Source organism: Paenibacillus sp. FSL R7-0198 (assembly GCF_038000415.1).
In the GTDB taxonomy this organism is placed as follows: Bacteria; Bacillota; Bacilli; order Paenibacillales; family Paenibacillaceae; genus Paenibacillus.
Genome location: NZ_JBBOCB010000001.1, coordinates 4,771,697 through 4,795,847, shown reverse-complemented (window position 1 = coordinate 4,795,847; position 24,151 = coordinate 4,771,697). Strand labels below are relative to the sequence as shown.

At 48.9% G+C, this 24,151-nt stretch carries 17 protein-coding genes; 2 read left to right on the top strand and 15 right to left on the bottom strand.

What is annotated here, in order from left to right:
- Positions 1-285 precede the first annotated feature (285 nt).
- The 12 genes from MKY87_RS20750 to MKY87_RS20695 all read right to left on the bottom strand — a co-directional run bounded on the left by MKY87_RS20750 (position 286) and on the right by MKY87_RS20695 (position 16,510).
- A complete protein-coding gene (locus MKY87_RS20750) occupies positions 286-2,133 on the bottom strand; it encodes an IucA/IucC family protein (RefSeq protein ID WP_340965964.1) in 1,848 nt (615 codons plus the stop codon).
- On the bottom strand, positions 2,093-3,466 hold the full coding sequence (locus MKY87_RS20745; protein WP_340965963.1) for a type III PLP-dependent enzyme: 1,374 nt from the start codon (positions 3,464-3,466) through the stop codon (positions 2,093-2,095). Before MKY87_RS20745 ends, MKY87_RS20750 begins: the two co-directional genes overlap by 41 nt.
- Complete coding sequence (locus tag MKY87_RS20740) at positions 3,463-4,239, bottom strand: HpcH/HpaI aldolase family protein (protein WP_340965962.1); 777 nt, start codon at positions 4,237-4,239, stop codon at positions 3,463-3,465. Before MKY87_RS20740 ends, MKY87_RS20745 begins: the two co-directional genes overlap by 4 nt.
- On the bottom strand, positions 4,236-6,248 hold the full coding sequence (locus MKY87_RS20735; protein WP_340965961.1) for an IucA/IucC family protein: 2,013 nt from the start codon (positions 6,246-6,248) through the stop codon (positions 4,236-4,238). The genes MKY87_RS20740 and MKY87_RS20735 overlap by 4 nt, the downstream gene beginning before the upstream one ends.
- Entirely contained in the window at positions 6,223-8,010 is a 1,788-nt protein-coding gene (locus MKY87_RS20730) for an IucA/IucC family protein (RefSeq protein WP_340965960.1), read from the bottom strand. Before MKY87_RS20730 ends, MKY87_RS20735 begins: the two co-directional genes overlap by 26 nt.
- Positions 7,988-9,403, bottom strand: coding sequence for an MFS transporter (locus tag MKY87_RS20725; protein WP_340965959.1), 1,416 nt, complete (start codon positions 9,401-9,403; stop codon positions 7,988-7,990). Before MKY87_RS20725 ends, MKY87_RS20730 begins: the two co-directional genes overlap by 23 nt.
- A gap of 11 nt (positions 9,404-9,414) precedes the next feature.
- A complete protein-coding gene (locus tag MKY87_RS20720; protein WP_340965958.1) occupies positions 9,415-10,770 on the bottom strand; it encodes a diaminobutyrate--2-oxoglutarate transaminase in 1,356 nt (451 codons plus the stop codon).
- Between the two features lie 177 nt (positions 10,771-10,947).
- A complete protein-coding gene (locus MKY87_RS20715; RefSeq protein ID WP_340965957.1) occupies positions 10,948-11,970 on the bottom strand; it encodes a hypothetical protein in 1,023 nt (340 codons plus the stop codon).
- A gap of 540 nt (positions 11,971-12,510) precedes the next feature.
- Positions 12,511-13,332 (bottom strand): ABC transporter ATP-binding protein, encoded by an 822-nt coding sequence (locus MKY87_RS20710; RefSeq protein ID WP_340965956.1) that lies wholly within the window; start codon positions 13,330-13,332, stop codon positions 12,511-12,513.
- 13 nt (positions 13,333-13,345) lie between these two features.
- On the bottom strand, positions 13,346-14,389 hold the full coding sequence (locus MKY87_RS20705; RefSeq protein WP_340965954.1) for a FecCD family ABC transporter permease: 1,044 nt from the start codon (positions 14,387-14,389) through the stop codon (positions 13,346-13,348).
- Positions 14,386-15,399 (bottom strand): FecCD family ABC transporter permease, encoded by a 1,014-nt coding sequence (locus MKY87_RS20700; protein ID WP_339785998.1) that lies wholly within the window; start codon positions 15,397-15,399, stop codon positions 14,386-14,388. Before MKY87_RS20700 ends, MKY87_RS20705 begins: the two co-directional genes overlap by 4 nt.
- A gap of 97 nt (positions 15,400-15,496) precedes the next feature.
- Positions 15,497-16,510, bottom strand: a complete 1,014-nt coding sequence (locus MKY87_RS20695) for an ABC transporter substrate-binding protein (RefSeq protein WP_340965952.1) — start codon at positions 16,508-16,510, stop codon at positions 15,497-15,499.
- Between the two features lie 425 nt (positions 16,511-16,935).
- Here MKY87_RS20695 and MKY87_RS20690 point away from each other — a divergent pair, with 425 nt between their 5' ends.
- Complete coding sequence (locus MKY87_RS20690; RefSeq protein ID WP_340965950.1) at positions 16,936-17,517, top strand: hypothetical protein; 582 nt, start codon at positions 16,936-16,938, stop codon at positions 17,515-17,517.
- Positions 17,518-17,739: 222 nt separating this feature from the next.
- A complete protein-coding gene (locus MKY87_RS20685) occupies positions 17,740-19,512 on the top strand; it encodes an alpha-glycosidase (RefSeq protein WP_340965947.1) in 1,773 nt (590 codons plus the stop codon).
- Between the two features lie 439 nt (positions 19,513-19,951).
- On the opposite strand, the gene MKY87_RS20680 is transcribed toward MKY87_RS20685, so the two are convergent.
- Genes MKY87_RS20680 through MKY87_RS20670 form a run of 3 tightly spaced genes read right to left on the bottom strand, consistent with a single transcriptional unit; the run spans position 19,952 to position 24,119 of the window.
- Positions 19,952-21,331 carry an ANL family adenylate-forming protein gene (locus tag MKY87_RS20680; protein WP_340965945.1) on the bottom strand — a complete coding sequence of 460 codons (1,380 nt, stop codon included), beginning with the start codon at positions 21,329-21,331 and terminating at the stop codon, positions 19,952-19,954.
- Positions 21,325-22,743 carry a hypothetical protein gene (locus tag MKY87_RS20675; RefSeq protein WP_339312305.1) on the bottom strand — a complete coding sequence of 473 codons (1,419 nt, stop codon included), beginning with the start codon at positions 22,741-22,743 and terminating at the stop codon, positions 21,325-21,327. Before MKY87_RS20675 ends, MKY87_RS20680 begins: the two co-directional genes overlap by 7 nt.
- A complete protein-coding gene (locus MKY87_RS20670; RefSeq protein ID WP_340965944.1) occupies positions 22,740-24,119 on the bottom strand; it encodes an alpha/beta hydrolase in 1,380 nt (459 codons plus the stop codon). Before MKY87_RS20670 ends, MKY87_RS20675 begins: the two co-directional genes overlap by 4 nt.
- Positions 24,120-24,151: the final 32 nt, after the last annotated feature.

Sequence of the window (24,151 nt, the reverse complement as noted above, 5' to 3'; positions counted from 1 at the left end):
ATGATTGCGGTTACAACAACAGATATCACTTTTTTCGAAAACCTTTTCGGTAATACACAAGTATGACTATAACACATAACCCGATTATACCATCAGTCTCTTTCCTGTAACTCCTTTTCATAAGATTTTTTAGCCATAATGATGAATGTTTTATTCCCTCCAAGCATTGTACCTTTCGATGACAACAAACCAAAAAGGCAACCCGTCAATCGGGTCACCTTCTAGATCCATCCTATAGCACTCCACTTCTTCTCTATACACTCCTACACCAATACTACTCAACCTCTATCTCTTGTAAAAAGGGTTCCACCCTTTGCCTTTGCCCGATGGCATCGCGCCAGGCACTCCATCCGCTTCAAGCAGCGGACGGACAACTAACTTCACGGGCCACTCCTTGCTCTCGAATATCGCATGAGCAAGCGCGACCCGATCAGATTCGGGAAGCTGCACTTGGTGCAGCGCTTCCTTCCAAGCCTGCTCCGTGATCTCCCATAACTTCGTTTCCGGGATGTGATACACCTCGCTAAGTGCCTCCATGATCGCAGCCAGATTCACCTGCGTCCCCAAAGACTGCACATAGAAAATCAGCTTCTGAACCGTCTCATTATACAGGCTGTTCGAGTAGCCTGGGCGAATATGATAGGCAGGGTCTGCAATGCCATGCTTGTCCAGATAAGGCTGATGCAAACGCACGGAATCATGATCGCGGAACAAGAGACCTTTTACCTCATTATCCTTCAACACCAGACAGCAGTTCTGACCATGAATCTCGGGTACAACGCCCACCTTGAACAGACGCATCACGATATCATAAAACGTAGTAGCTACGCTGGTATAGAATTCGAGGACATCCGCGCTGCTCAGGTTATCCCCTAGAATCTCGGTTAATAGATGATGCCCTTCCAGATTCACACCCAGTGCGGCCATTGGGATTACTTTGTAATCATCATCCAACAACTCAGCGGGATACACACGAATCTGTGCAGCCAGATGGCGTGGATGATCATCGAACAGTCCCATGGATTCTGGCATGAAGCCCCACCAGTTCTGCTCTTCGCACATATACACCTTGTCCTTCAACGTCTCGTCACAGGCAACGGCCTGTCTTAACATCCGTTCTCCAGCAAGACCATTCAGCAACTTGACTACGGGAAGATAGCGAGCAGCTCCCAGTGACAGCACACTAACCGGTAGCTTGAGCATTAGGGTGGATTCAGTTGACGGAGCCATCGAGCGCAAAGAGGATGTGGCCTGTACGTCACCCACTTCTATGTCCAATACGACAATGCTGCCCTCTTCGATCTCCCCCGTGAAGCGAGGCAGTATCACATGTTCCAATTGCCACGGATGAACAGGCATGGGCAGATATTCGTCCAACGTGATCCCTTTTCGGGCAAACTCGGCTTCCACCACTCCGCGCTGAACATCGTCTAACACATCCAAAATGGACAGTCCATCTTCGCAACCTTGCTGCACAGCATCCAGCCGTATAGCCACCCAGCGTAGCGAAATCGCCTTCCCGAATTCCGCTACATACCGTGTGACATCTTCTGCATTGAATCCCACTTTGGCTTTGGATGATGGGTGAAATGGACGATCCCGCAATGCAGCAACACGTTCACCTTTGATAAACCACTCATAAGCAGATATCGGAACGTTGGCGGACAGATACTGGACTTGTTCCCAGCCCAGAGCATACTGCTCCACAGCAATGTCCAGACTAGCAAGAAACTCCGCCACTCCAGGCAGCGCATAGGCCTTATCCGACAAAGCCCTCTGTAACACCGCACGTCCAACTTCTGCCGGAGTATCAAGGAGAACCCAGCTTCCATCAGTTTTCTCCTCGTAGATCGGTGAACCCTGAACCCACTGAGTCCCCTGTCTTACTCCAGTTTCAACCAGACACAGTACCCCTTGAGTGTGCAATCTATAGCGAGACGCTACATTCTGATTGTGCTCTTCGCAATCATATCCCTTGTACAATCGACGGAACGGTGCAGGTGCTTCGGCAAAATCAATGAATGGGTGATCCTCCAGTGGGAATAATTGCTCCGACAAAAATGAATTCATCAGATCCGCCATAATCCGTTGTTCAGCGGCTTGTAGACTGGAACGCTTCATCAGTGTTGACATGATTATTGTCCTCCGTTAGATAATGGAATGCCGGGTGCGGGTGCCCCAGAAAATCATGATGCGAGATGGTCCAGCAATAAGCCCCAGACTTTTCAAATACAACAATGTCTCCTACCCGTAGAAGCGCTATCTGCGCATCGGAATGCATGCGATCTTTTGGTGTGCATAACTCACCTACGATATGGACTCGACGACCTCTTACCTCTGGCCGGGCAAATGAATGCTTCCAACGATCCGTCTCCATAATCTGAAACGGATGGTTATGCCCCCATGAAGCAGGCAGACGATTGTGGTGCGTACCTCCCCTTAACACGGCAAAATACTGATCATGAGAGGTTTTGATGTCCGTAACTTCTGCTGCGTAGTACCCATGGTCTGCCACCAGTAGTCGACCCGATTCAAAATACAGCTGACCTCCGCGTGAAGCAAGGCGCTCTCTGGCTTCACTTTGCTCCAGCAGGGAAGTGAACAAGGGCCAGTCGAATCCGGGGCTGCCATCATACGTAACACCGAACCCACCTCCTGCATTCACCACTTCCACAGGAAGATCATACTGCTGCTGCCACTGTTCCACCTTTTGCAAATACAACTCGATCATCTCGGCGTGCAGCCTTGCATCCATATTGTTGGACAAAGAGTGAAAATGGAAGCCGCTTAACCGAACCACACCCGCGCCTTCCACACGAATGAGTTCAATGGCTTCTTCCACCGCCTCTTCATCGATTCCAAAAGGACTCGGCCCACCGCCCATGACAATCTTCGTCCGAGGCAACGTACTGCTTCGCAGATTGATTCGGAGCAGAATGCGCACCTCCTGCGCTTGCTTCTGTTTTTGCTTCTGCTCTTGAATCAGTTCCTCGCCATACTCTCGCGCATATCTCTGCTCCGTCTTCAGTTCCCATTCTTGCTTCTGCCTGCTCCCCTGCTCCTGCTCCATCGCTCTCTCTTTCGCAATCGCAATGATCCGCCGCAGCTCCAGCAGACTCTCCACATGGATGTAACTCACGTCATGCTCGATCGCCAGCCTCAGTTCGCTCTCCTTTTTACCCGGACCTCCAAACAGAATCGGAACCTCGCGACTTACCGCTCTAACCTTAAGTAACTCTCCAATTGAAGCCACCTCAAAACCCTTCACCAATGGAAGCAACGCCTCAATGATTTGCCGATCAGGATTCGCCTTGATAGCGTAGAACAACTGTGTGTTGCCGGGCATGCTGCCCAGCATCTGACGTACCTGTTCCTGAATGCCAGCCAGATCGTAGACATACGCACATACCGGTTCTTCCATTCTGCGTTGCAGTTCATCCATCGCCTGCCATACACTAGGTTTCATATCTGCCCACCCGCATTCCTGTAGTCATTCCGTTTTTGGGCATACGCCCGAAACGCCGTATTCCGATCATCACCCAGCACGTATATATGTACTCCCCGCTCAACCCAGATCGACATGTCTCCCACGCCTCTCGTGACCGTTGCATAAGGTACTTCACACTGCTGCGCGGTAGCATGCAATTCATCCAGCGCATGTCTCACATCCGGGTGCTCGGTCTGCCATGGCACGCCGAGGGATTGCGACAGATCCGCTGCCCCTTCCAATACAAAACTCACCTGCGGGTGAGACAGAATCTGTGCACTTTGCCGCACGCCCTCCACACTTTCGATCATGGGAACAACCATCAATTGTTCGTTCGCTTCCCCAATGTATTCAGTGAGCGGATATTTCCCAAATACACCGGGACGACCACTATTCAAGCTGCGCATGCCAACCGGATGATAGTAGGCGTAACGAATCGCTTCCTCCACCTGCTCCAGTTGCTCGACATGTGGAATAACGATACCTTGGGCGCCACAGTCCAGCACTTTAAGAATCTCCGCTCGCTCCACTTTCGAAATCCGAACCAATGGGGTTAGGCCCACCAGTTCCGCCGCACGAACCAACTCTTCCACCGATTCCATCGATGTTGGGGCATGTTCCAGATCAATAATGACAAAATCATATTCCGCATGTCCGATCATCTCAATGATCACCGGGTGTGGGATGGATACAAAAAGACCATAGACAGGCTGTTTGCGTGCAATCTTTTCCTTCAGCGTGTTAACTTTCATTCGACGATTCCCTTTAATTCGGGCGTTCCCTTGGATTCAAGTGCATTCTTCGATACCTTGAGCGGATTACTCGCTTTGCGGAAATACAACTCCCCATCCCCATACAGACGGCGCTTGGTCATCTCTTCGATCAGTGCATCTTCGGCAAAAAGGTCAAATGCCACAAACCGTTTCGTATACTCCGGGTGCTCTCGCTGATAATCTACAATTACACCTGCGCACAGCTGCCAGAACGTTTCCTCTGACAAACCAAACTTCTCCAAAGCCAGCGCAATATCCGTCATGCAGATAAAGAAGAATGCGTCATACGTATAGTCACGGACTTCCGACACATCTCCGGCATAGATGAATGAATACCGATTGAACTTGCGGTGGGTTTCCGGCTCCGGGTTCAGCTTCGGTGCCCGTTCCGGGTGCAACAGTTGATCCGGTACATAGCGAACACCATCATGCAGATCCTTGATAAGGATTCGTTTTGGCAGATCATCTTCCAGTACCAAAATAATATTTTGAGCATGAGATTCCAGCGCAATCCCGTGTGCATAGAGCAAATGAATAATCGGCAGTGTAACTGTGCGAACCAGGGCCTCACTCCACTTTTCCACACCATGTCGTCCTACAGCATCCTGAATAAATGGAACACCATCCTGTTGTACCAACATCAGTGCATTCAGCGGCCACGCCGTCTCACCTTGCTTCAGGTGAACCGATACGTTCTCTCGCCAGATCGCACCGAGTGTGCCGTAGGCCCGTCCATATTGAGTTGCAGGTAACTGCTCATAACGGAACGACAGTCCCATAATTTCTTTTAAAATGCCAAACTGCGCCTGCTGCAACAGCTCATCTTCACGAACAAGTTCATTCAGCCAATCGCTGATCAATGGCGCGTTCTGGGTCGTATGCTGTGCCAGAATACGGGTGCTCGACGTGTTGGTAATGCTGAGGGCCAGTTTGATGTAAGGGGCTTCCGGGTTCACCCGATTCGACAGCGAACGGATCGACTGCTGCGCGCGATAGGGCGAAGACGATGGACCAAGATACACAATGTCCCCATCCATCAGCTGACGGGCATATACCGACTCCAACTGATGCTCCCACTGCCATGGATGAACCGGAATGAATACATATCGATCACCAATGTCAGAACCTATTCCTATACCAACCTTGCCGTCTTCCCTACCCGAGCTACGGACTGTTTCGCCTTTTTCACGAACTGCCTCATGAAGCTTCGCTTGGATTGTCTCTCCAACGCTTTCACCAACCTCGGCACTGCTTCCAAGCTGATCTGCACTCGTAGCATATGCGTTGACGTTCTCACCCATGTCCGTACGACCTTGTTGGTGCAGCATCTGATGGAATCGCTCTACGTCCTCCCCAGTCAGATGTTGCCCCACCAGTTCTTCAGAGCTATATCCCGCGGATATAGCGGTCTGAGCGAATTCTTTTTTCACAGCAACCCAGACTAATGCAACCTCTGAGTTAAACTCAGGGCCATAGGCCAGATTGTCTTTCAAAGAAAATCCCAACCTCGACTTATAACTCGGGTGGTACAGATGACCGTCAGTCATGTGACTTTCGAGCGCATCATAATGCCGATCTTCACTCGGAATGTTCAAGGGCAATATAGCCCGGCACTGGCTGTCCTTTGCCATCGTTTCGAGCAGTTCCTGGATAAAAGCCGTCACATTTGCACCCTTCAATGCGTTCAGCACGATTTCCTCCAAAAACAGATCCAGATCGGTGCAGAGTACGCCTTCCCTTTGAATCGAACCCTTCTTCACCTTCACCCGGCCAAATGAAAACTTTCGCTCCGCTTCACACGTGTACGCCACAGAATCGCCGGAAGATGTAAGTCCCTCGGTTCGCCATTCGCTCCCACTTACATGACTGTCCAGAATGCCTTCGAACCACATCGCCTCCAACGTCTGCCGCATAATCCGTTCCTGTACACCCACGTAGACTGCTTCTGTCCTGCCGCCTGCTTCAGCCCTGTATCCCACGACTCCCACGCATTTCACTCCCCATTCGTTTCATTACATTGCTCACCGGCACGTAGGCCGGGGTCTGGCTGATCCCCCTTAGACAACTCACCAAGTTTTGTTTGGCCAGAAATGCATCCGTTGTCAGCAGATGTTGCACATATGCATTGCCCGTTCGTTCCAGTTCCTCCACAAGTACCTCACGTACCTGCTTCCAGAAATGCTCCTCCGGGACGTTCACATCTCGCGCCAGGACATGAATCAGAGACCCGAGATGATTGACGATAAAGTAGTACGATGTCCGCGCCCAGGCTTTCTCTCGCGAATAAAATAATAAATCGGACGCAGCACGATCCTGCTCGCAGATAAGTTCCTCATCCACACTGACCCCTTCCAGATCGCGGACGATAAAATCCACAGGCATGCCATCCTTTAAGGTCACAAGGGTATTCTGCAAATGGGCTTCAAAATGAATACCTTTCTCTCCCGCCGCTCGTACAATCGGCAGCAGAGAACATTGCAGATATCGATCCAGCCAGTTCTCCGCTATGTCACGTCCACCACCCAGCATCGTCATCAGTCTCGACCGCATCCCAGGAAGCGGTGCTTCTACCAGACTGGATAAGACATACGTATTCTCAACATCAAACTCAATGGGTCGATACGCTATCGTAAACAGACTGGTTAACTCTTCATCTTCAAAAGCACAAGTGGCTACACCTGTCTCATACGCAATATGTGTGTTCGGTTCAGCAACGAAGCAGTCATGCTGCCTGACGTACTTGGAGGCATCCAGTGTTCTGCGCATCTGCTCGGCACTATTGGTGCGAATCATGTTGGTGATCTGCATATTCAGTGACAACTTGATATTGCAGTTCCATTCGGGAACATAAACTGTACGGACCGAAGAGGTTGGATAGACGGTTGGTCCCGCACTGCCGAGCAGAATTAATTTTTGATCTCGAATATAGTGCTGTATCTCGGTCAACCGTGATATGTACGCGTATTGCCATGGATGGACAGGCAGCAGCCCATACATTCCACTCTTTTCTTTTAAAATAGGCTCCACATGGCTCTGCAGGAGGTCATGCAAATCCATTGCCGCGTCGTCATCCACCCATTCCTGCATATAGACATCCTGTCTCACAGCGATATAACAGAGTTGAAATGATGTCCGTAACTCCGGGCTGTACTTCTGTACATCCTGCTTGCTGAAGCCTTTGGAGTTCTTCGGAAACGGATGGAAAGGGTGACCATACAACAGTGACTGTTCCGATGTGCGATAGTCGTGGATGTCGAGACCGGCCGCTTGTTCGATATACAATGTAAGGTTACCGACACTGTTATCTACCTTTTGTGCAAAATCTCTGGCATACGCCGCCTCTACGCGATTCGTATTCTCATCCCATGGATGTACATTCTCCAGCTCAAGTGAACTCTTCATCTCCATCACACTTTTCTTCATTCCATGTTTATCCCAACTCGCCCCCTGTTCCCCATTCCCGCTTAGCTCAGATGTGATCCAATGAACCAGGTCGCTATAATGCACCGCTTCCCCGCCAGATTCCATGCTGAGGTATTCATGCTCCCCCATGGCAGAGTAATAAGACAAGCGTCCTGTCACCTTCACCCTACTAGCTTGAAAAGCAACAGCGTACGTCAGCGTACTCGGATTGATACGAATATCGCTTTCCTTCTCTAGCGCAAGCTCACGGATGTAACAGTTCAACAGCAGCTTGCACGAATGTTCATGGGCCTGCTGCTCAGCTTCAGACCGGAGCTTGTTTTCCATCTCGAACAATGATGCCAACCTTCTTTCGGGTTATAAGTAAGACCAGGGGAAGTGTAAGCAGTATGGCGCAGCCAAGTCCGATACAGATCTCTTTGAGCGCTCCCCATTTTGCCATCTCCATGGACGTTCCTGCCCCGGCAAGCCATTGCCAACGCATATCGTAATACAGGGTCAAGCCCATCACCGCAAACGAAGAAGCCAGACGCTCAATCGTGGTTGATAACACCGACCCTTCGTGCATGTCTTCGTCCGGTAATGCTTGCAGACCAATCGCAGAGATGCTCATGCCTGACAGACCAACACCAATTCCACGGCACGCCATGAGCATACCGATGATCCAGATCGATGCTCCCGTGGGCATAACCGCAAACGACAAGATCGATATCGAAACCAGCAACGTGCCCCATGCGATAAAATGCATGGACCGACCGCGATCCAGCAAGCTGCCGCCAATCCACATGAATAGACTTGTACAGATCGATAAGGGAATGAACAGTGCACCGGACAGGGCCGGCGATAGGTGGAAAACGTCTTGGAACAATAACGGCAATGCAAAGATCACCCCAAACATGACACAATCCTGAATAGTCGAGATCAATACCGTCAGCGGAAAGACAGCATTACGCCGCAACAACTGGTACCGGATCAGTGGTTCCTTGCGACTGTTCTCGGTCTGGACAAAACGAATGAGCAGCAATACACCGATAGCAATCAATATCCAAGGTACCCATACCGCCACGACAGGACTCGCGTACAACTGTAACCCCAGACTAAGGGCACCTACCGAGCAGATCAGCAGCATGACACTGGATGGATGCCATTTTTTCCTGCGGGCAGGGATATAGGTCTGAATGACTCGACCGCACCCGATCAACGAGAATATAGCCAGTGGCACATTGAGCCAGAACAACATTTCAAGCCGTCCATACTGTATGATGAAGCCGCCCAGCGTTGGTCCGGCAGCCGGAGCCAGCATAAGCAGCAAGCCCCACGCTCCTGTAATTCGTCCCCTTACCTCCGGTCCGTAGACATCAAACAACAGCACAAGTGATAACGGAATCATCAGCCCCGCAGCAACCCCATGCATGAAACGGACCAGTAACAGTACCTCAATAGACTGATAAAACAACGCACCTGCCACCGAGAACACTCCATAGATGGCGATCCCCAGCATATACGTCTGCTTACGGCCCAGTCGGTCCACGATCAGGGAAGCCAGAGGCATTGTTAACGTCATAGCGAGCATGTACAGCGCGATAATCCATCCGCCTGCTGTCGTAGAGATCTGATAATATTGCACAAAATAAGGCAGCAGCAGGTTAAATGCACTGTTGGTCAACACCAGCGAAAAGGCACCGATCAGAATCGCGAGTAATACTGCATGCCTTTTCATCAGGGACAGCTTCAGCATGCGGCTGTTGCTAAGGCAATCGCTTCAGCTACCGATTTCTCAAAGATCGCAAGGATTGCACCCGATTCTTGCTCCGTAATATTCAGCGGCGGCAGAAAACGAACAACCGCTGAATGACGCCCGCCCAGTTCCACAATCAATCCATTCTTGAAACATTCATGCTGAATAGACTCAGCCAGCGCACCATTAGGCAGATAATGTCCCAGACGATCCTTGCTTCCTGCCGGATTAACCACCTCAACACCAATCATCAACCCTCTGCCACGCACATCACCAATCTCTGCATACTGCTCTTTCAATGCATTCAGTTGATTCATGAACTGCTCACTGCGCAGATGTACGTTGTGTAGAACATCCTGTTCCCGAATATAACGAAGTGTCGCAAGTCCCGCTGCCATGGCCAGCTGATTGCCACGGAACGTACCTGTGTGTGCACCAGGCTGCCACTGGTCCAGCTCTTCCCGGTAGATGACAACAGACATCGGCAAACTTCCGCCAACTGCTTTGGAGCAGATGATTACATCGGGTACAATTCCGGCATGTTCAAACGAAAACATTCGTCCTGTCCGTCCAATGCCTGTCTGCACTTCGTCGATAATAAGCGGAATGCTTCGCTCTGCCGTAATTCTGCGCAGCTCCCTCAGCCATTCGATATCTGCCGGAATGGCTCCACCTTCACCCTGCACCGTCTCCACAATGACCCCACACGGTGCCGCAATACCGCTCTCGCAATCATCGAGCAAGTTCTCGATATACTGTGCGCTTAACCGGGCCGTCATTCCTTCACCAACGCCAAATGGGCAGCGGTACTCATAAGGAAAAGGCAGGAAATGAACATCCGGCAGCAGGCTTTGCAGATGTTGTTTCTTGCTCAGGTTGCCACTCATCGACATCGTCGCTTGTGTTGAACCGTGATAACCTCCCTGAAAGGCAAGAATAGACTTGCCACCTGTTGCATGTTTGACCAGCTTAATGGCTGCTTCTACTGCATCCGCTCCGGTTGGACCACAGAACTGGATTTTGGCTTTGTCTCGCATCTCGGCCGGGAGAATGGAAAACAGTTCTTGCATATATGAAAGCTTCAGCGGTGTTGCCAGATCCAGTGTATGAAGCGGAATCTGCTGATCCAGAACATCGCGAATGGCGTTGACCACCGTGTCATGGTTATGCCCCAGCGCCAATGTTCCTGCACCAGCCAGGCAGTCGTAGAATACACGGCCTTCCGTATCGGTAATCTTCACCCCTTGGGCCTTGTTAATGACAAGCGGGAAATGTCTGGGGTACGATCTTGCATTGGATTCCTTCTCATTTTGCATCTTCAGATATTCCGTCTGCACCTCTACTGACATAGCCCTCTAACGCTCCTTATAATCGATTCAGGCTGAACCTGCTGCCTGTGATTCTTGTTCTACATTTATTTGTATGTGACATGGTACTGGTTCAAAATCATGTAAGGTCCGAATTATACATGATGGTATCCGTCATCTGTTATCCGTTATCCGTTATATATTGTCATCTATACGTTGTTATAAGCTATAAACCTTATATTCAAGTTGCTCCTGACACAGGTATTCCAGGTACAACCGAACCACATCACGAGTTGTTCCACCATGGGGAAAGACGTGGTGTGTCAGATCTGGCAAAGCGTTCACTTCCAGAATGCCCCCCTGTTCTCTGGAGATCGGCGTGCGGATATCACAACAACGAACATCAACCCCTGCCACATCAATCTGAAGAGTTTTGGCCGCTTGAATGATCATTCGCGCATTCTCGGGATGAATGATTCCGGTACAATCCTTGTAGAATTCACTGATTTTTCCGGCGGCTGAGTTACGGAGATCATATAGCTCGACTTCTTTACCAGCGGCAGGAACTTCATCCAGTGTTGTCCCTTGTGCACGTAATACCTCTAACAGACGTTCAGCTTCTGCATTAACCTTGGGAAACGCTTCATACTCGCCAATGGGCGTCATCTCGATTCGTTCCTGATTCAACTGCTCAATTAACGCCCGAACGGTTGAAGTTCCGTTTCCCTCGACATAGACAGGTCGATACTCATTCACAGCCGCCACTTCACCGTTAATAATCAGCACTCTGTAATCGATCCCGGTCACATATTGCTGCAACATAATACTGCTGCCATGGACACTCGCAAGATGAATGGCTGCCTCCAGTTCATCTGGGGTACGCACATCCAGCGTCACACCCATGCTGCTGCTCGCATCCAGCGGTTTCACTACAATGGAGCCATGCCTTTTCAGAAAATTTGCTGCATCGCTTCCCATCTCTGGGATTACGATAAATGATGGCACAGGCATTCCCTGTTCATGCAACAACATATTACATGCCTGCTTGTTCTTCGCGAGCAAACCGGCAATTAACGGCAGACGATGAGATCTGGTTTTGTTAATGATGATCTGATTATCCCCTAGAGACAGCTTCAGAAAATCTTCGCATCCCTCAAGAAGTGGCTCACAGGTGATACCCATTTCTCTCGCTTTGCTTATAATGAGTCGGTTTTGCAGATTATGAATCCCTTTCGGAAACACTGAAAATCCTCCTCGATCGAATGAAGGTACTCGCTCCTATATAAGTTGAAATAAAGATTATTTACACCGACACTACAATGACAGAACAACCTTCCAATCGCTGTTATCCCCAGATTTTTTTGATTCCCTTTTCTCAAGGGAAAAATCCGGGGATAAAGGCGAACGCTTCGCTTTTTCAGGTTTTTTCTGTCCTCTCCGTTGCATGTAAATGATTAATTCAACTTATATTGCTCATACGTTCATCATTTTTTTGTAATTATATATTGATAATGATTATCAATATCATATAAAATCTATTTTATGGCAATTCGAGCTGTATTGTCAATAATAAACTTTTAAGGGAAAATAAGTTGTAATTCGGTGTAGGTTTGAGTCGAAGTAGATATGCTCTTATCGAATAATAGGCACAACAAACCGGGCAAGCCTGGGACATGGTTTTACCAACGGCTTGCCTAATTTGTCATCTGTATGATCATACAATGGAGTTGAGTTGGAGTTTTGAATAACTATTGAACGAATCAAAAGCGGACTTTTTGATCCTCAAGCCAGCTGGGTGTAACGCTGTTTTCCATTCAACTGCCTTCCCCTTCCATGTGGAATACAGGTTGGTGTGCCGAACAGTGGATCGACCGCAATCTCACACTCCATCTGGAAAACCTTCCGGACCATCTCCTGTGTAACGATATCTTCCGGTTTACCTTCTGCGTAGATGGACTTGTTGTGAACAGCCACAATGTGATGCGCATAACGACATGCCAGATTCAGATCATGAAGTACCATAACAATCGTGCGTCCTTCTCGTTCATTTAACTCAAACAACAGATCGAGGATATCAATCTGATGTGTCATATCCAGATAGGTTGTAGGTTCATCCAATAGCAAGGTTTCAGTACCCTGCGCAAGTGTCATTGCAATCCAGGCACGCTGACGCTGTCCACCGGACAATGCATCCACAGGTCGATCCGCGAGTTCTGTCAGATGTGTGGATTCAAGTGCCAGCTTGACCATACGCTCATCCTCTCGGGACCATTGCTTCAGCCACGTTTGATGTGGATAACGTCCTTGCTTAACCAGTTGGTTCACCGTCAGGCCCTCCGGAGCGGTCGGGCCCTGTGGCAGGATGGACATGCGTCTTGAAATTTCCTTGGTTGGCAGCTTTGCAATCTCTTCGCCATCCAGCAGCACCGAACCGGAGCTGGATTTCAGCAACCGGGCCATCGTACGCAGCAGCGTAGATTTGCCACAGCCGTTGCTGCCAATCAGGACGGTAATCTGTCCCTTGGGAATGGTCAGGTTCAAATTTTCAATAATGGGATCTGCTCCATAGGAGATCGTAAGCTCCTTGGCTTCCAGAATACTCACAGCCCTCTCCTCCTCAAAACTGATTTCGATTCTTGAATAACAAATACAGGAAAAATGGTGCGCCTACACCTGCAGTGAATACCCCTGCGGGAACGTCAAGCGGTAGAAAGGCCGTACGGGCTATGAGATCTGCGGCAAATACAAGCAGAGCACCAACCAGTCCGGACACGATCAGCATACTGCCAAACATCCGGCCAACCAGCTTCCGGGCAATATGTGGAGCGATTAGACCAACAAAACCAATGGTTCCGGCAACCGCCACGGCAATTCCTGCCAGCAGTACACTGCATAACAGCAATGCAGAACGATGCCACTGTACCGTTACACCCAGCCCTGTGGCCAGATCGTCCCCGAATTCTTGTGCATTCAGGCTGCGGGCGAACCAGATCGCCAAAGGAACAACAATAATGATAACCGGGAGAATGGTTCGGACATCGGTCCAGGATGCTCCGTACACACTTCCAGTCAGCCAGATATAGGCTTGACCTGCCGTGTAGAACGGACTCAGGATCAACATAAAGGTTGTTCCAGCTCCGGTAATGGCTGACACTCCTATCCCGATCAGCACCAGACGGATCGGACTGACTCCTTTTTTCCAAGCAAGCACGTAGATGATCAATGCCGTCACAATTGCGCCAGCGATGGCGAACAATGGCAACAACTTGATGCTCACCGTTCCACCCAGCAATGTAACAAAACCTACAGCTGCAACGGCCGCACCGCCAGTAATACCGATGACATCCGGTGAGGCCAGCGGGTTACGGATAATACCTTGCAAGAGCGCACCTGACATGCCGAGGGCTGCTCCTACGAGCAGAGATAATAACACCCGTGGCAGTCTTAAGGTCAGCACGACGAAGTCATGCTCCCCTTCATTCAGACCAAATATCGTTCGAAGCACATCCAGCGGAGAAATAAAGTCACTGCCTACACTGGTACCAACCACTCCTGCCATCAGGAACAAGAGGATACATACACTGATGACAACCAATGATTTTCGTTCCATTTGCACCGAAACGGTGTCTTTTTTGTTGCGGAAAGTCAACATCTTCCTCATATCTTCGTCACCCCCTTGCGGGCAATATAGACGAAGAAGGGTCCGCCAATCAGTGCAGTCATGACACCAAGTGGAACTTCCTGCGGCATGATCACCAGCCGTGCAACCACATCCGCGGACAGCAGCAGAATTGCTCCCCCTACAATAGAGTAAGGAACGAGCCAGCGGTAATCATTGCCCACCAGTGCACGCATGATATGCGGGACAACCAGACCAACAAGACCGATTGAGCCGGCTACGGCAACTGAACCACCCGCCAGCAACACAGTAACAATTCCCATGAGTACTTTGACCAGTAGTACATTCTGTCCCATGCCTTTGGCGATATCGTCACCCGTCAAGAGTAGATTGATGGCTCTGCCCATGAACAGAGAGACAATAGCTGCACCTGTCATGTACGGCAACACAGGATATAACATATCCAACGTCCGACCACTTACTGAACCGGCAAGCCAGAACAGTACATCCTGCAATCCGGTTCCATCCAGCACCAGAATGGCCTGTGTGAACGAGGCAAACAATGCTGAGATGGCCGTCCCCGCCAGTACAATTTTGATCGGTGTCAGGCCATCACGACCGAGGGAACCCAGCGCATATACAATCGCCGCGGCAACCGCAGCTCCGGCAAAGCCAAACCACATCATGGTGGTGAGCGAGGATACGGACAATACAACGATGGCAATGACAATAAAAAAGATCGCACCTGCATTGATTCCAAACACACTCGGTGATGCAAGCGGATTACGTGTTAATGCCTGCATCAGTCCACCCGCCACGGCCAAACTTGCACCAACGACAGCAGCAATAACCGTGCGTGGCAACCGTTCCGTCAACAGAACCACATGTTCTACCGAGCTCTCATCATAGAATTGCAGCGCCTCCCATGCCATCTGAAACGTGATATGCGTGCGTCCCAGAATCATGCTGGCTAGGCAAACAAGTAGAAGTAATATGAATAAACCAGCCAGTCCATAGACTTTGGCACTTGCCTTCGTAAAAAGGGGAAACATATTCTCACTCTTTCATCTGTAAAATGATAAAAGACCTGCCTGCCCATACACTTCGTTAACGAATGTCCTGGTGCATGGCAGGTCCTGCTCCTGTTAGTTAGTTCAGGTTGAACTGCTTATATAGATCGTCCAGCATCATGTTGGCCGATGTGTATCCACCTGCCATGTTCCAGGCCACTTCATCGACCTGAACCAGTTGGTTGTTCTTGACTGCATCAAGATTTTTCCACAGTGGACTGCTGGTCCAATCATCATAATTTTTCTGAATGGCATCTGTTTCTGTGCCTGAGTTAAAGTTAAAGATCATGTCTGCATTCATGTCCGGAATGTTCTCTTTGGAAGTCAATTCAACTCCCCATGTGTCTGCGTCATGTCCGGCAGGTCTGGTGAACCCAAGTTCATTCAGAATCTTACCTGCGTATCCCATGTAGAAAATACGAACCTGATCGGCTCTAAAGTTCGTGATGGTTGCTTCAATTGGCAGACGATCGCCCATTTTCTCTTTGAAATCTGCTACACGGCCATCCCAATCAGACAACAGTTTATCCGATTGCTCAACCATATTCATCGCTTCCCCAACAGTTTTCACCGTTTCTTTCCAGTCAAACAGGGTCTCCGTCACTACCGTTGGTGCGATCTGGGACAATTGCTCATAGATCTCTTCATGTCTGATCTTCGTAGCAATAATCAAGTCGGGTTTCAACTTGTTGATCTCTTCCAGATTGGGCTGCGATTCCTGCCCTACTTGTGGAACTCCGTCCAGATCTGCTCTCAGATATTCATAGACTGGCTGCTGAACCCATGATTCAACCACACCTGTCGGTTTCACGCCCAGTGCAACGACAACATCATTAGCACCTTGGAACAGTGTAACAATCTTTTGCGGAGTTCCCTTGATTGTGGTTTCGCCCATAGCATGTTTGATCACTCGGGTCTGATCTTCAGTCGCACTTGCAGTTGTATCACTTTCATTATTGCTCTCATTGCTGCTTGCAGCTTGACTGGATGTATTCGTTGTCTCAACACTTCCACCCGAAGCACAGCCAGCAAGTAGTGAAATCATCAGAATAAGTGCTGCATAAATGTATAGCTTTTTCTTTACTTTATACATGAAATCCGTCTCCCCTTTTTTATCTAAATGATATTGAATCTCATTATCAATTGTATTGTAATGGAGATGAAATCATTATACAAGCATTTTATTTGGAAAAACTTCTCACTCCCTGTCGAACTCTGCAACTTCATAAAACAACATTAAATAAAGATATATTAACTAAATCAATACAATATATATCGATACAATACGCCTACACATAAACCATATATGTAATTTTTTTCTTACCTGCTAAATATACAAATCTCTCTTCTTACTTTTAGCTTCATCTAATACATGCCCTTTTTGCTGGTGGATCATTATTCAATCATATGCATTCAACCAAGATATTTACTGTAAAACAATTCCTGTAATTTCTTGTCGTACTATGTTAGATTATCCATTGGAATAAAATCACATCTATAGATAGGGGAAATTGGAACGTGAAAAAATCTTGGATTTTATCATTTATTATGAGTTTTGTCTTGCTTGGCGGGGTATTTGCACCTGCAGGGTCCTACGTCTCTGCTGCGGATGACTCAACCACTACATATTCGGAAGACGAATACTATGAAGAAGTTGACACGTCAGAACAAGAACCGATCCCTACAGTCGAAGAAGAAGATTTCCTCAACTACCTTGATCAGTTGGATATGGCATCGGTATATGAGGAGAAAGCCTTCAATGCTTTGGGAGGTGGATTTTACATTACATCCTCCAATCGCAAGTCCGTTTTCTTGAAACTGACCAACACAGCGATTCCTAACTACACCAAATATGTTTCCAAGCTGAAGCTGATTAAACCGCAAAATACAGAATTGCAAAAAATCCATGCCAACCTGATTAAAGGTAGCTATACACAGCTGGAAGGATTCCAACTCGCTAAAAAAGCGGTCTCCAAAACAACGGTAAACAGCGCTATCCTGAAACAATCCAATGCCAAAATTGCTGCCGGCAAGAAAAATATCGAAAAGTTTCACAAAGAATTCTCTGCATACGCCAATAAACTTGGATTTGATTTATAAAAAACAGTAATTGCAGATATGCGTCCTACATTTCGAATAAAAAAATTTGAAATTTAAGGAAAAAAAGTGTTTTCTTTTGCTGAGTTAGTTCGTATAATAGCACTATAATCAAAAGGCTATGCTGCCGAAAGGTACAACCTCGTGAACAATTGAGGTTGTGCCTTTTTTTGCGTTTATAGCCACTTTTATCTGAATTTCATCATCTGACGAGGAGTGATTCACATGATTCTTGAAGCCATTTACCATCGCCCCAAACTCAATTGGTCCTATGCTTATGACCGCTCGACCATGCATTTGCGACTTCGTTCAAAACGCGGTGATTTGGATGCGGTAATCGCTATTACCGGGGACAAATATGCCTGGGATCGGACGATTACACACATTCCCATGCACATCTTTGCCCGGGATGAAATGTTCGATTATTGGGAAGCCGAGACTTCACCTCCCTATCGCAGATTACGGTATGGCTTCCAACTGATTCAGGGAGAGGAATCGGTCTGGATGACAGAGCGCGGATTCGAGCAGGCGCTGCCTGATCATCCACTTGAATTCTTTGATTTTCCATTTATGAACCCGGTCGACATTTTTGAGCCGCCTGCTTGGGTTAAGGATGCTGTGTTTTATCAGATTTTCCCTGAACGTTATGCCAATGGCGATCCATCCATCAGTCCCAAAAATGCTGAATCCTGGGGAGGGGAACCTACACCGGTGAACTTCTTCGGTGGGGATCTCCAAGGTGTGCTTGATCATCTGGATCATATAAGCCAGCTTGGCATCAATGCCATCTACTTCTGTCCGCTGTTTGAGGCCACGACGAATCACAAATACAATACAGGCGATTATATGAAAGTTGATCCTCACTTTGGAACCAATGAACAGTTCAAAGCGTTTGTGGATGCCTGTCATCAGCGCGGCATACGCGTTGTTCTGGATGCGGTATTCAATCATTCCGGCAGAGAGTTTCCTCCTTTTGTCGATGTCATGAAGAATGGAGCCGCTTCCCCCTACGCAGACTGGTTCTATATCAAAGACTGGCCGCCACGTGTGGAGGATGGTATACCAACTTATGACACCTTTGCCTTTGAACCGCTTATGCCAAAGCTGAATACGGAACACCCTGAAGTGAAGGCATATTTGCTGGAGGTAGGACGTTTCTGGATTGAGGAGATGGACATTGACGGATGGCGGCTCGATGTGGCAAATGAGGTGGATCATCAGTTCTGGCGCGAATTCCGTCAGACGGTAAAAGCCATCAAGCCTGACGCCTATTTGCTTGGTGAGATCTGGCATGATTCGCTCATGTGGCTTCAGGGAGACCAGTTCGATGCCGTGATGAATTATCCGTTTACCAACTCGGTATTGGACTATACGGTGCACGGCAAGCTCGACGGCCTAGCATTTGCCAATGAGATCGGTAAACTGCTCGCAGCCTATTCACAGCCTGTAACAGAAGCGGCCTTCAATCTGCTTGGAAGTCATGATACACCCAGACTGCTGACTTTATGTGATGGAGACGAGCGCAAGATGAAACTTGCCGTTACGTTGTTGCTTACGTATCCAGGTGTGCCATGTATCTATTATGGAGACGAAGTGGGACTTGATGGAGGATATGATCCGGGTTGCCGCAAGTGTATGGAGTGGGATGAGACCAAGCAGAATCACGAGCTTCTGGAATTCTTCACCCGAACGATTGCCCTTCGCAAACAGCACCCTGCCCTGCGCAGCACAGAACTGAAGATCGTATATGCAAAAGCCGGAGACCCTTGTCTTGCCATCGAAAGATTAGATTCGCATACGGGTGAGCGTATGCTTCTTGTTCTTAATGCGGGTGATGAGCCGTGTACCCTCGAACTCCCCTTTGGAGATCGTAACATCTGGCGAAATCTGTTCACATCAAACACCGTGGAAGCTCAGCAAAATAAACTGACCCTCGATCTGGAAGCATACGGATTCTCCTTACTGCAAATGGAGATCAAACAACCAGCGAAAGCCTGATATAAATACGGCTAACAAGGGAAAATAACTTCAAAGAGGCTGTCCTCCAGGTCATATTGACGACCAAGGACAGCCTCTTCTGTATCTTATACGTCTTGTGCATCTCATACGTCATACCCTAACGAACCCAGCACACGTTATTTGCTTTATTATACGCGGGCTAAATGTCTAACGAATCAGAGAGAGACCTTATTTCGTCCAATAAGTCGATTTTCGAGAGCAGAAGCCGTGTTTTCGACGCAATAACGTTGCTGAGATTCGTTAGGTTTTACTTTTCTTGATTATCCTCTCAATAGGATGTTTGAGGTTCGTTAGCGATACCGATTCAAGCAAGGTGAAACTCTTCGATGCAGCACCTTTTCTGTTCCCTTTTGTGTTTCCAGATAGGTTAAAGTTCACTACTCTACTCTCCCGCCTGATACTCATTGATGGCAGCGACCTATTTCCCAGCCGAGGCGAAGGGTGCCGAAGTCATCGGTTTTCGTATTTTTTTCATTCTTGAACTTACGAGCGCTCCCTGTGTAATTACGATTTTCTGCGGAATCTTGTATGAAGGCAGCTTGTCCTGACAATATTCCCAGATGGATCGCCGCAGATCGGTGAGAGTACATTCTGTAGCCAGCCGGATAGTCACCTTCACCCTCTGACCCGTGATACCACTCTGTTCTCCCGAAACTACGGCCGCTTCAATACATTCCATCTCTTCCAGAACACCCTCGACCTCGGCAGGATACACTTTCCGTCCCCCTACGTTAATGATCTCGGAACGACGTCCCAGAATACGAATGTACCCCTGCTCCAGCACAGCTTCATCGCCAGTTCGCAGCCACCCATCCTCTGTAAAGGGTGATGGTGCATTCAAATATCCAATCATCGCGGTTTCCGTGTGAATCTGCAATTCTCCTTCCACCACCCGGTACTTGACCCCTTCATCTTGAATGGAGAACAGCAGAGAACCTGGCTCTTTGGAGCGGGTTGGCAGAATGCCAAGTTCAGACATGCCATAGGCTTGTATCGTCCTTAGTTGTGGAAATCTCCGGTTCCAGGCTGCCAGTACGGATTCAGGCATCACTTCCGATCCGTATGACACAACTTCGAGACTCGACAGATCATACCCCTCATCATTTCTGCCCAGCAGCAACAGATTCATGAATGTTGGAGAGACCGGAAGAGCCTGCACACGAAACTTCTCAATCGTTCGGCACACTTCTTCGGGAGATCGATCCGCAATGATACAAAGACAGCCCCCACTGGACAGGGATTGCAGCATTGTATTCACACCGCCGATATGATCAAACATCATAAATGGAATCGTTCGCAAGGGCCGAACCTGCCGCCGAAAACGATGTAACAGCCGATCTGCACGATGCACAGTCGCTTTACTCACTCCGGTTGATCCGGATGAAAAGAGTACTACGCCCCCTACGCCCTCCTGTGCCAGCGAGGATAACAACACGGGAACCTCTCCAGATAATTCACATGTTTGCCGAATGCACAACTTGCCTTCTTCAACGCCCAAACGCCATTTCACCTGTGCCAGTTCGATGTATTCCTGTCGTTTGGCTTCGACCAGGTACCGATCCATGGGAAGCACGATACACCCTTGTCCGAGCAAAGCAACCAATGCTGCCGCCGCATATGGGGAATAGTCTTCCTCCAGCGTTACAAGTTGCCCAGTCAGCCCTTCTGCTGTAATCCACTCACTCATGATGTCAACCTGTTCCAGCAGCCAACTGTAGCTGTACTCCCGATCCTTCCAGATCAGTGCAGGTTGCTGTCCCTGTTCCGCGAATCGTTCAAGCAAGAATTGGTTCAACATCTTGCATCCTCCTCACCGGCAGGCGCCCATTGCTGTGCGAGATAATCAACAAGTGAACCCACGGTCTGATACGGGCTTTCCGGCATAGAAGCAGCAGCCATCTCCGCCAGTGCGGCTCCCATCCCCGTCCCCCATCGATCTTCGATTCCCTGCTCTACCACTGCAAGCAAGGACACGAGTTCCAGCGAATCCAGTTGCCCATTTCGTCCATATAGCGGAGCGTTACCACCCTCACCAAGCGGAATCGATGTATTATGGTATGCATTTAACTCCCGGCAACTATCCAGCACGATACGAAGCAAAGCCTCCCTGTGTCGTTGTCCAATCCTTGGCACGGTCTGACGTTGAAAGCAATCTGCCCGAGGTATGGACTGTCGAAGTGATTCATACCAGTGCCATTCATCCGTGACCAACATTTTAATGACACCTGTTAGCTGTACTTTCCAGTGCTCACGGTTCTTCATCCGGCTTACCTGCAACATATTGTATGCCTTCTCCCACCGTGCAATGATGTCGCTGAATTCTCTTGCATATTGATCAAGTGGAGAACCGAGCCATAAGGCAGACTCCTGAAGAAGATCTCGAAGAAAATACCGACTCCATCGCATATCAAACAGCAGGCCAGATATCAACATTTCATTGGCTTGATCCTCATCATTCGCCCCATGCAATGCATCTAAGAGCCGCAGAGACACCGCATGTCCAAAATGAAAATTCCGCTCTCCTTGTGTAATCGTCCGGCCTGTCAGAAACTCTTCAATCTGCGTTGTTAACGCCTGGATCAACATCTCTCGGTACCCGGCAGAGTCAAGCTTTACAGTCGCCCGAATGTCCATGGTTCCATACGTTCGGAGTTCTTCTTTGCGCTTGGCCTGAGCAAGCTCGGGTATGCTTTGGTTCCCTTTCCAGAAGTCATGAAAGGCCCTTTGAGCAACCTTCCCCTTATACTTGGAGGGCACGGGATCGTAGACGTGAACATGCTCTTCTTCCAAACCATATACGGCAATCCAATGGTCTACCAGATGCAGTCGGGAGCCTTGCTTCACGTGTTTGCGAATGTACTCGGGATTCTGATAATCCTCACAATAAGGCAGATGATAACTGGTTCCTGTAGCCAAAAAAAGCCCACCTTCGCCGATATGCTGCCTGATCTGCGCCTTGCCCTCCTCGAAGCTGTCTAGCTGCCGCTGACCATACATCTCCCAGATCGGCTCTACATAATCCAGTTTGTGAAAATAAGGCTTCACCAGTCCGTTATCCCCGCACGAAGGAAGGCTGTACAACCGACTTGCCGCCAGCAGTGCAAGACTTGTGATAGATCCTTGTCGATGGAGCACTTCATGAATCAGAGGGAAATTGCAGGGATAATAATAGGGAATGTCCAGCACTGGAGCGAATGAAGGAATGATCATTTTGGGCCTCCTGTTCCCGTTTTGGCTGACGTACTGCCCCAGGATTGGATTAGGTAATGCACAGACATATCATCTGTCGCTCGAAATACCCGATTGGCAATAGGCTTGCCATCCACATCGGTCTCGAAACGACGGAAACCGCGAGTAAATCGGAAGGAGAACCCACTATCACGCGGGACTTGGTAACAACCCTGATATCGACCTTTACCGGAACGGACAAGCTTCATGCCCATCCCACCATATATCGTTTCCTCCGGCTCTTCCTCTGAGGTTACCTCCGCATGAATGCAGACCTCCACATGAGTGGACAATTCAGGAACAACCGTGTAGATGCGTGTAGTAGACAGTTCCCCCAAAGTTAGCGTGATGGATGCACTCCCAATACCAACAGGCACCAGCTCTCCACTCGAACGAACCTGGATGACACCCGGGTCACTTGAAGTATAATTGCCATGCAGCAGACTCTGAACCAATCCGCTCTCGTAGTGTATTTGCGCATTGATACACACGGTCATTCCACCCTGTAGTCCGATGGCATCCCTTCCAAGCAGTTTGAGCGAAGAGGGCTTACCCACGTGGCCGAACATGTATAGTAACGGGAGATGAACGCGTGCTCCCCAGTCACCTTCCTGATGACAGGCATCCTGCTGTTCCAGAAATGCCAATTCCTCATCCGATCCTACTCCGCGTTCAAGTAATTGATGAGCTACCCTTCTGACCTGGGAAGGCAGAAACAGACCTTCCGTATCTCCAATATCCATCCACATTCGAACGTCGGGTACCTCTTCTGGCAAGCGATACATGTTCTCTTCCAACAGTCCACTTTCCGATGTGTCGTCCAGCTGCACATCCACATAGAATGGCGACATCATGATCAGTTTTCCGAAAACATCCGGATTTCGCATCCCCATGTGCAATGTACAAAGCGCTGCGGCAGATGAACCCAACAGCCCGGTATTCGACTTGTCCGGCAGCGTCCGATAACGATGATCAATGATCGGCTTGAGTTCATGAATGATGAAATGCTCATAGGCGATGCCTGAGCAACCCACACTCACGGCCTCTCTCTCCGGAGCGATGAAGTGATAGAATTCGTTGTGTGTGACTGGACGGACATGCGTAATGCCGACAATAATCAGGGATTCAATCTGCCCGGAGGAAATAAGACCGTCTGCTGCCTGGTCCATATTCCATGTTTCATTGCCTGGCCCGGATGGACCAAAAGCCCGCTGCCCTGCATGAACGTACAGAACCGGGTATTGCCGGGCTGTCTGCTCATGATAACCAGGCGGGAGGTACACATAAATGTTGCGGATATTGCCCAGCCGTGACGCCTGAATGCCTTCCAAACATTCAATGGCAGAATGGGTACTCAACGATCATCAACCGCCTCTCTTCTCCCGATTCG

Bases quoted from the DNA above. Each gene is read 5' to 3' on its own strand.
- MKY87_RS20675 (WP_339312305.1), bottom strand. From the start codon at position 22,743: ATGATCATTCCTTCATTCGCTCCAGTGCTGGACATTCCCTATTATTAT.
- MKY87_RS20745 (WP_340965963.1), bottom strand. From the start codon at position 3,466: ATGAAACCTAGTGTATGGCAGGCGATGGATGAACTGCAACGCAGAATG.
- MKY87_RS20750 (WP_340965964.1), bottom strand. From the start codon at position 2,133: ATGTCAACACTGATGAAGCGTTCCAGTCTACAAGCCGCTGAACAACGG.
- MKY87_RS20725 (WP_340965959.1), bottom strand. From the start codon at position 9,403: ATGAAAAGGCATGCAGTATTACTCGCGATTCTGATCGGTGCCTTTTCG.
- MKY87_RS20695 (WP_340965952.1), bottom strand. From the start codon at position 16,510: ATGTATAAAGTAAAGAAAAAGCTATACATTTATGCAGCACTTATTCTG.
- MKY87_RS20685 (WP_340965947.1), top strand. From the start codon at position 17,740: ATGATTCTTGAAGCCATTTACCATCGCCCCAAACTCAATTGGTCCTAT.
- MKY87_RS20680 (WP_340965945.1), bottom strand. From the start codon at position 21,331: ATGTTGAACCAATTCTTGCTTGAACGATTCGCGGAACAGGGACAGCAA.
- MKY87_RS20740 (WP_340965962.1), bottom strand. From the start codon at position 4,239: ATGAAAGTTAACACGCTGAAGGAAAAGATTGCACGCAAACAGCCTGTC.
- MKY87_RS20700 (WP_339785998.1), bottom strand. From the start codon at position 15,399: ATGTTTCCCCTTTTTACGAAGGCAAGTGCCAAAGTCTATGGACTGGCT.
- MKY87_RS20730 (WP_340965960.1), bottom strand. From the start codon at position 8,010: ATGGAAAACAAGCTCCGGTCTGAAGCTGAGCAGCAGGCCCATGAACAT.
- MKY87_RS20705 (WP_340965954.1), bottom strand. From the start codon at position 14,389: ATGAGGAAGATGTTGACTTTCCGCAACAAAAAAGACACCGTTTCGGTG.
- MKY87_RS20720 (WP_340965958.1), bottom strand. From the start codon at position 10,770: ATGTCAGTAGAGGTGCAGACGGAATATCTGAAGATGCAAAATGAGAAG.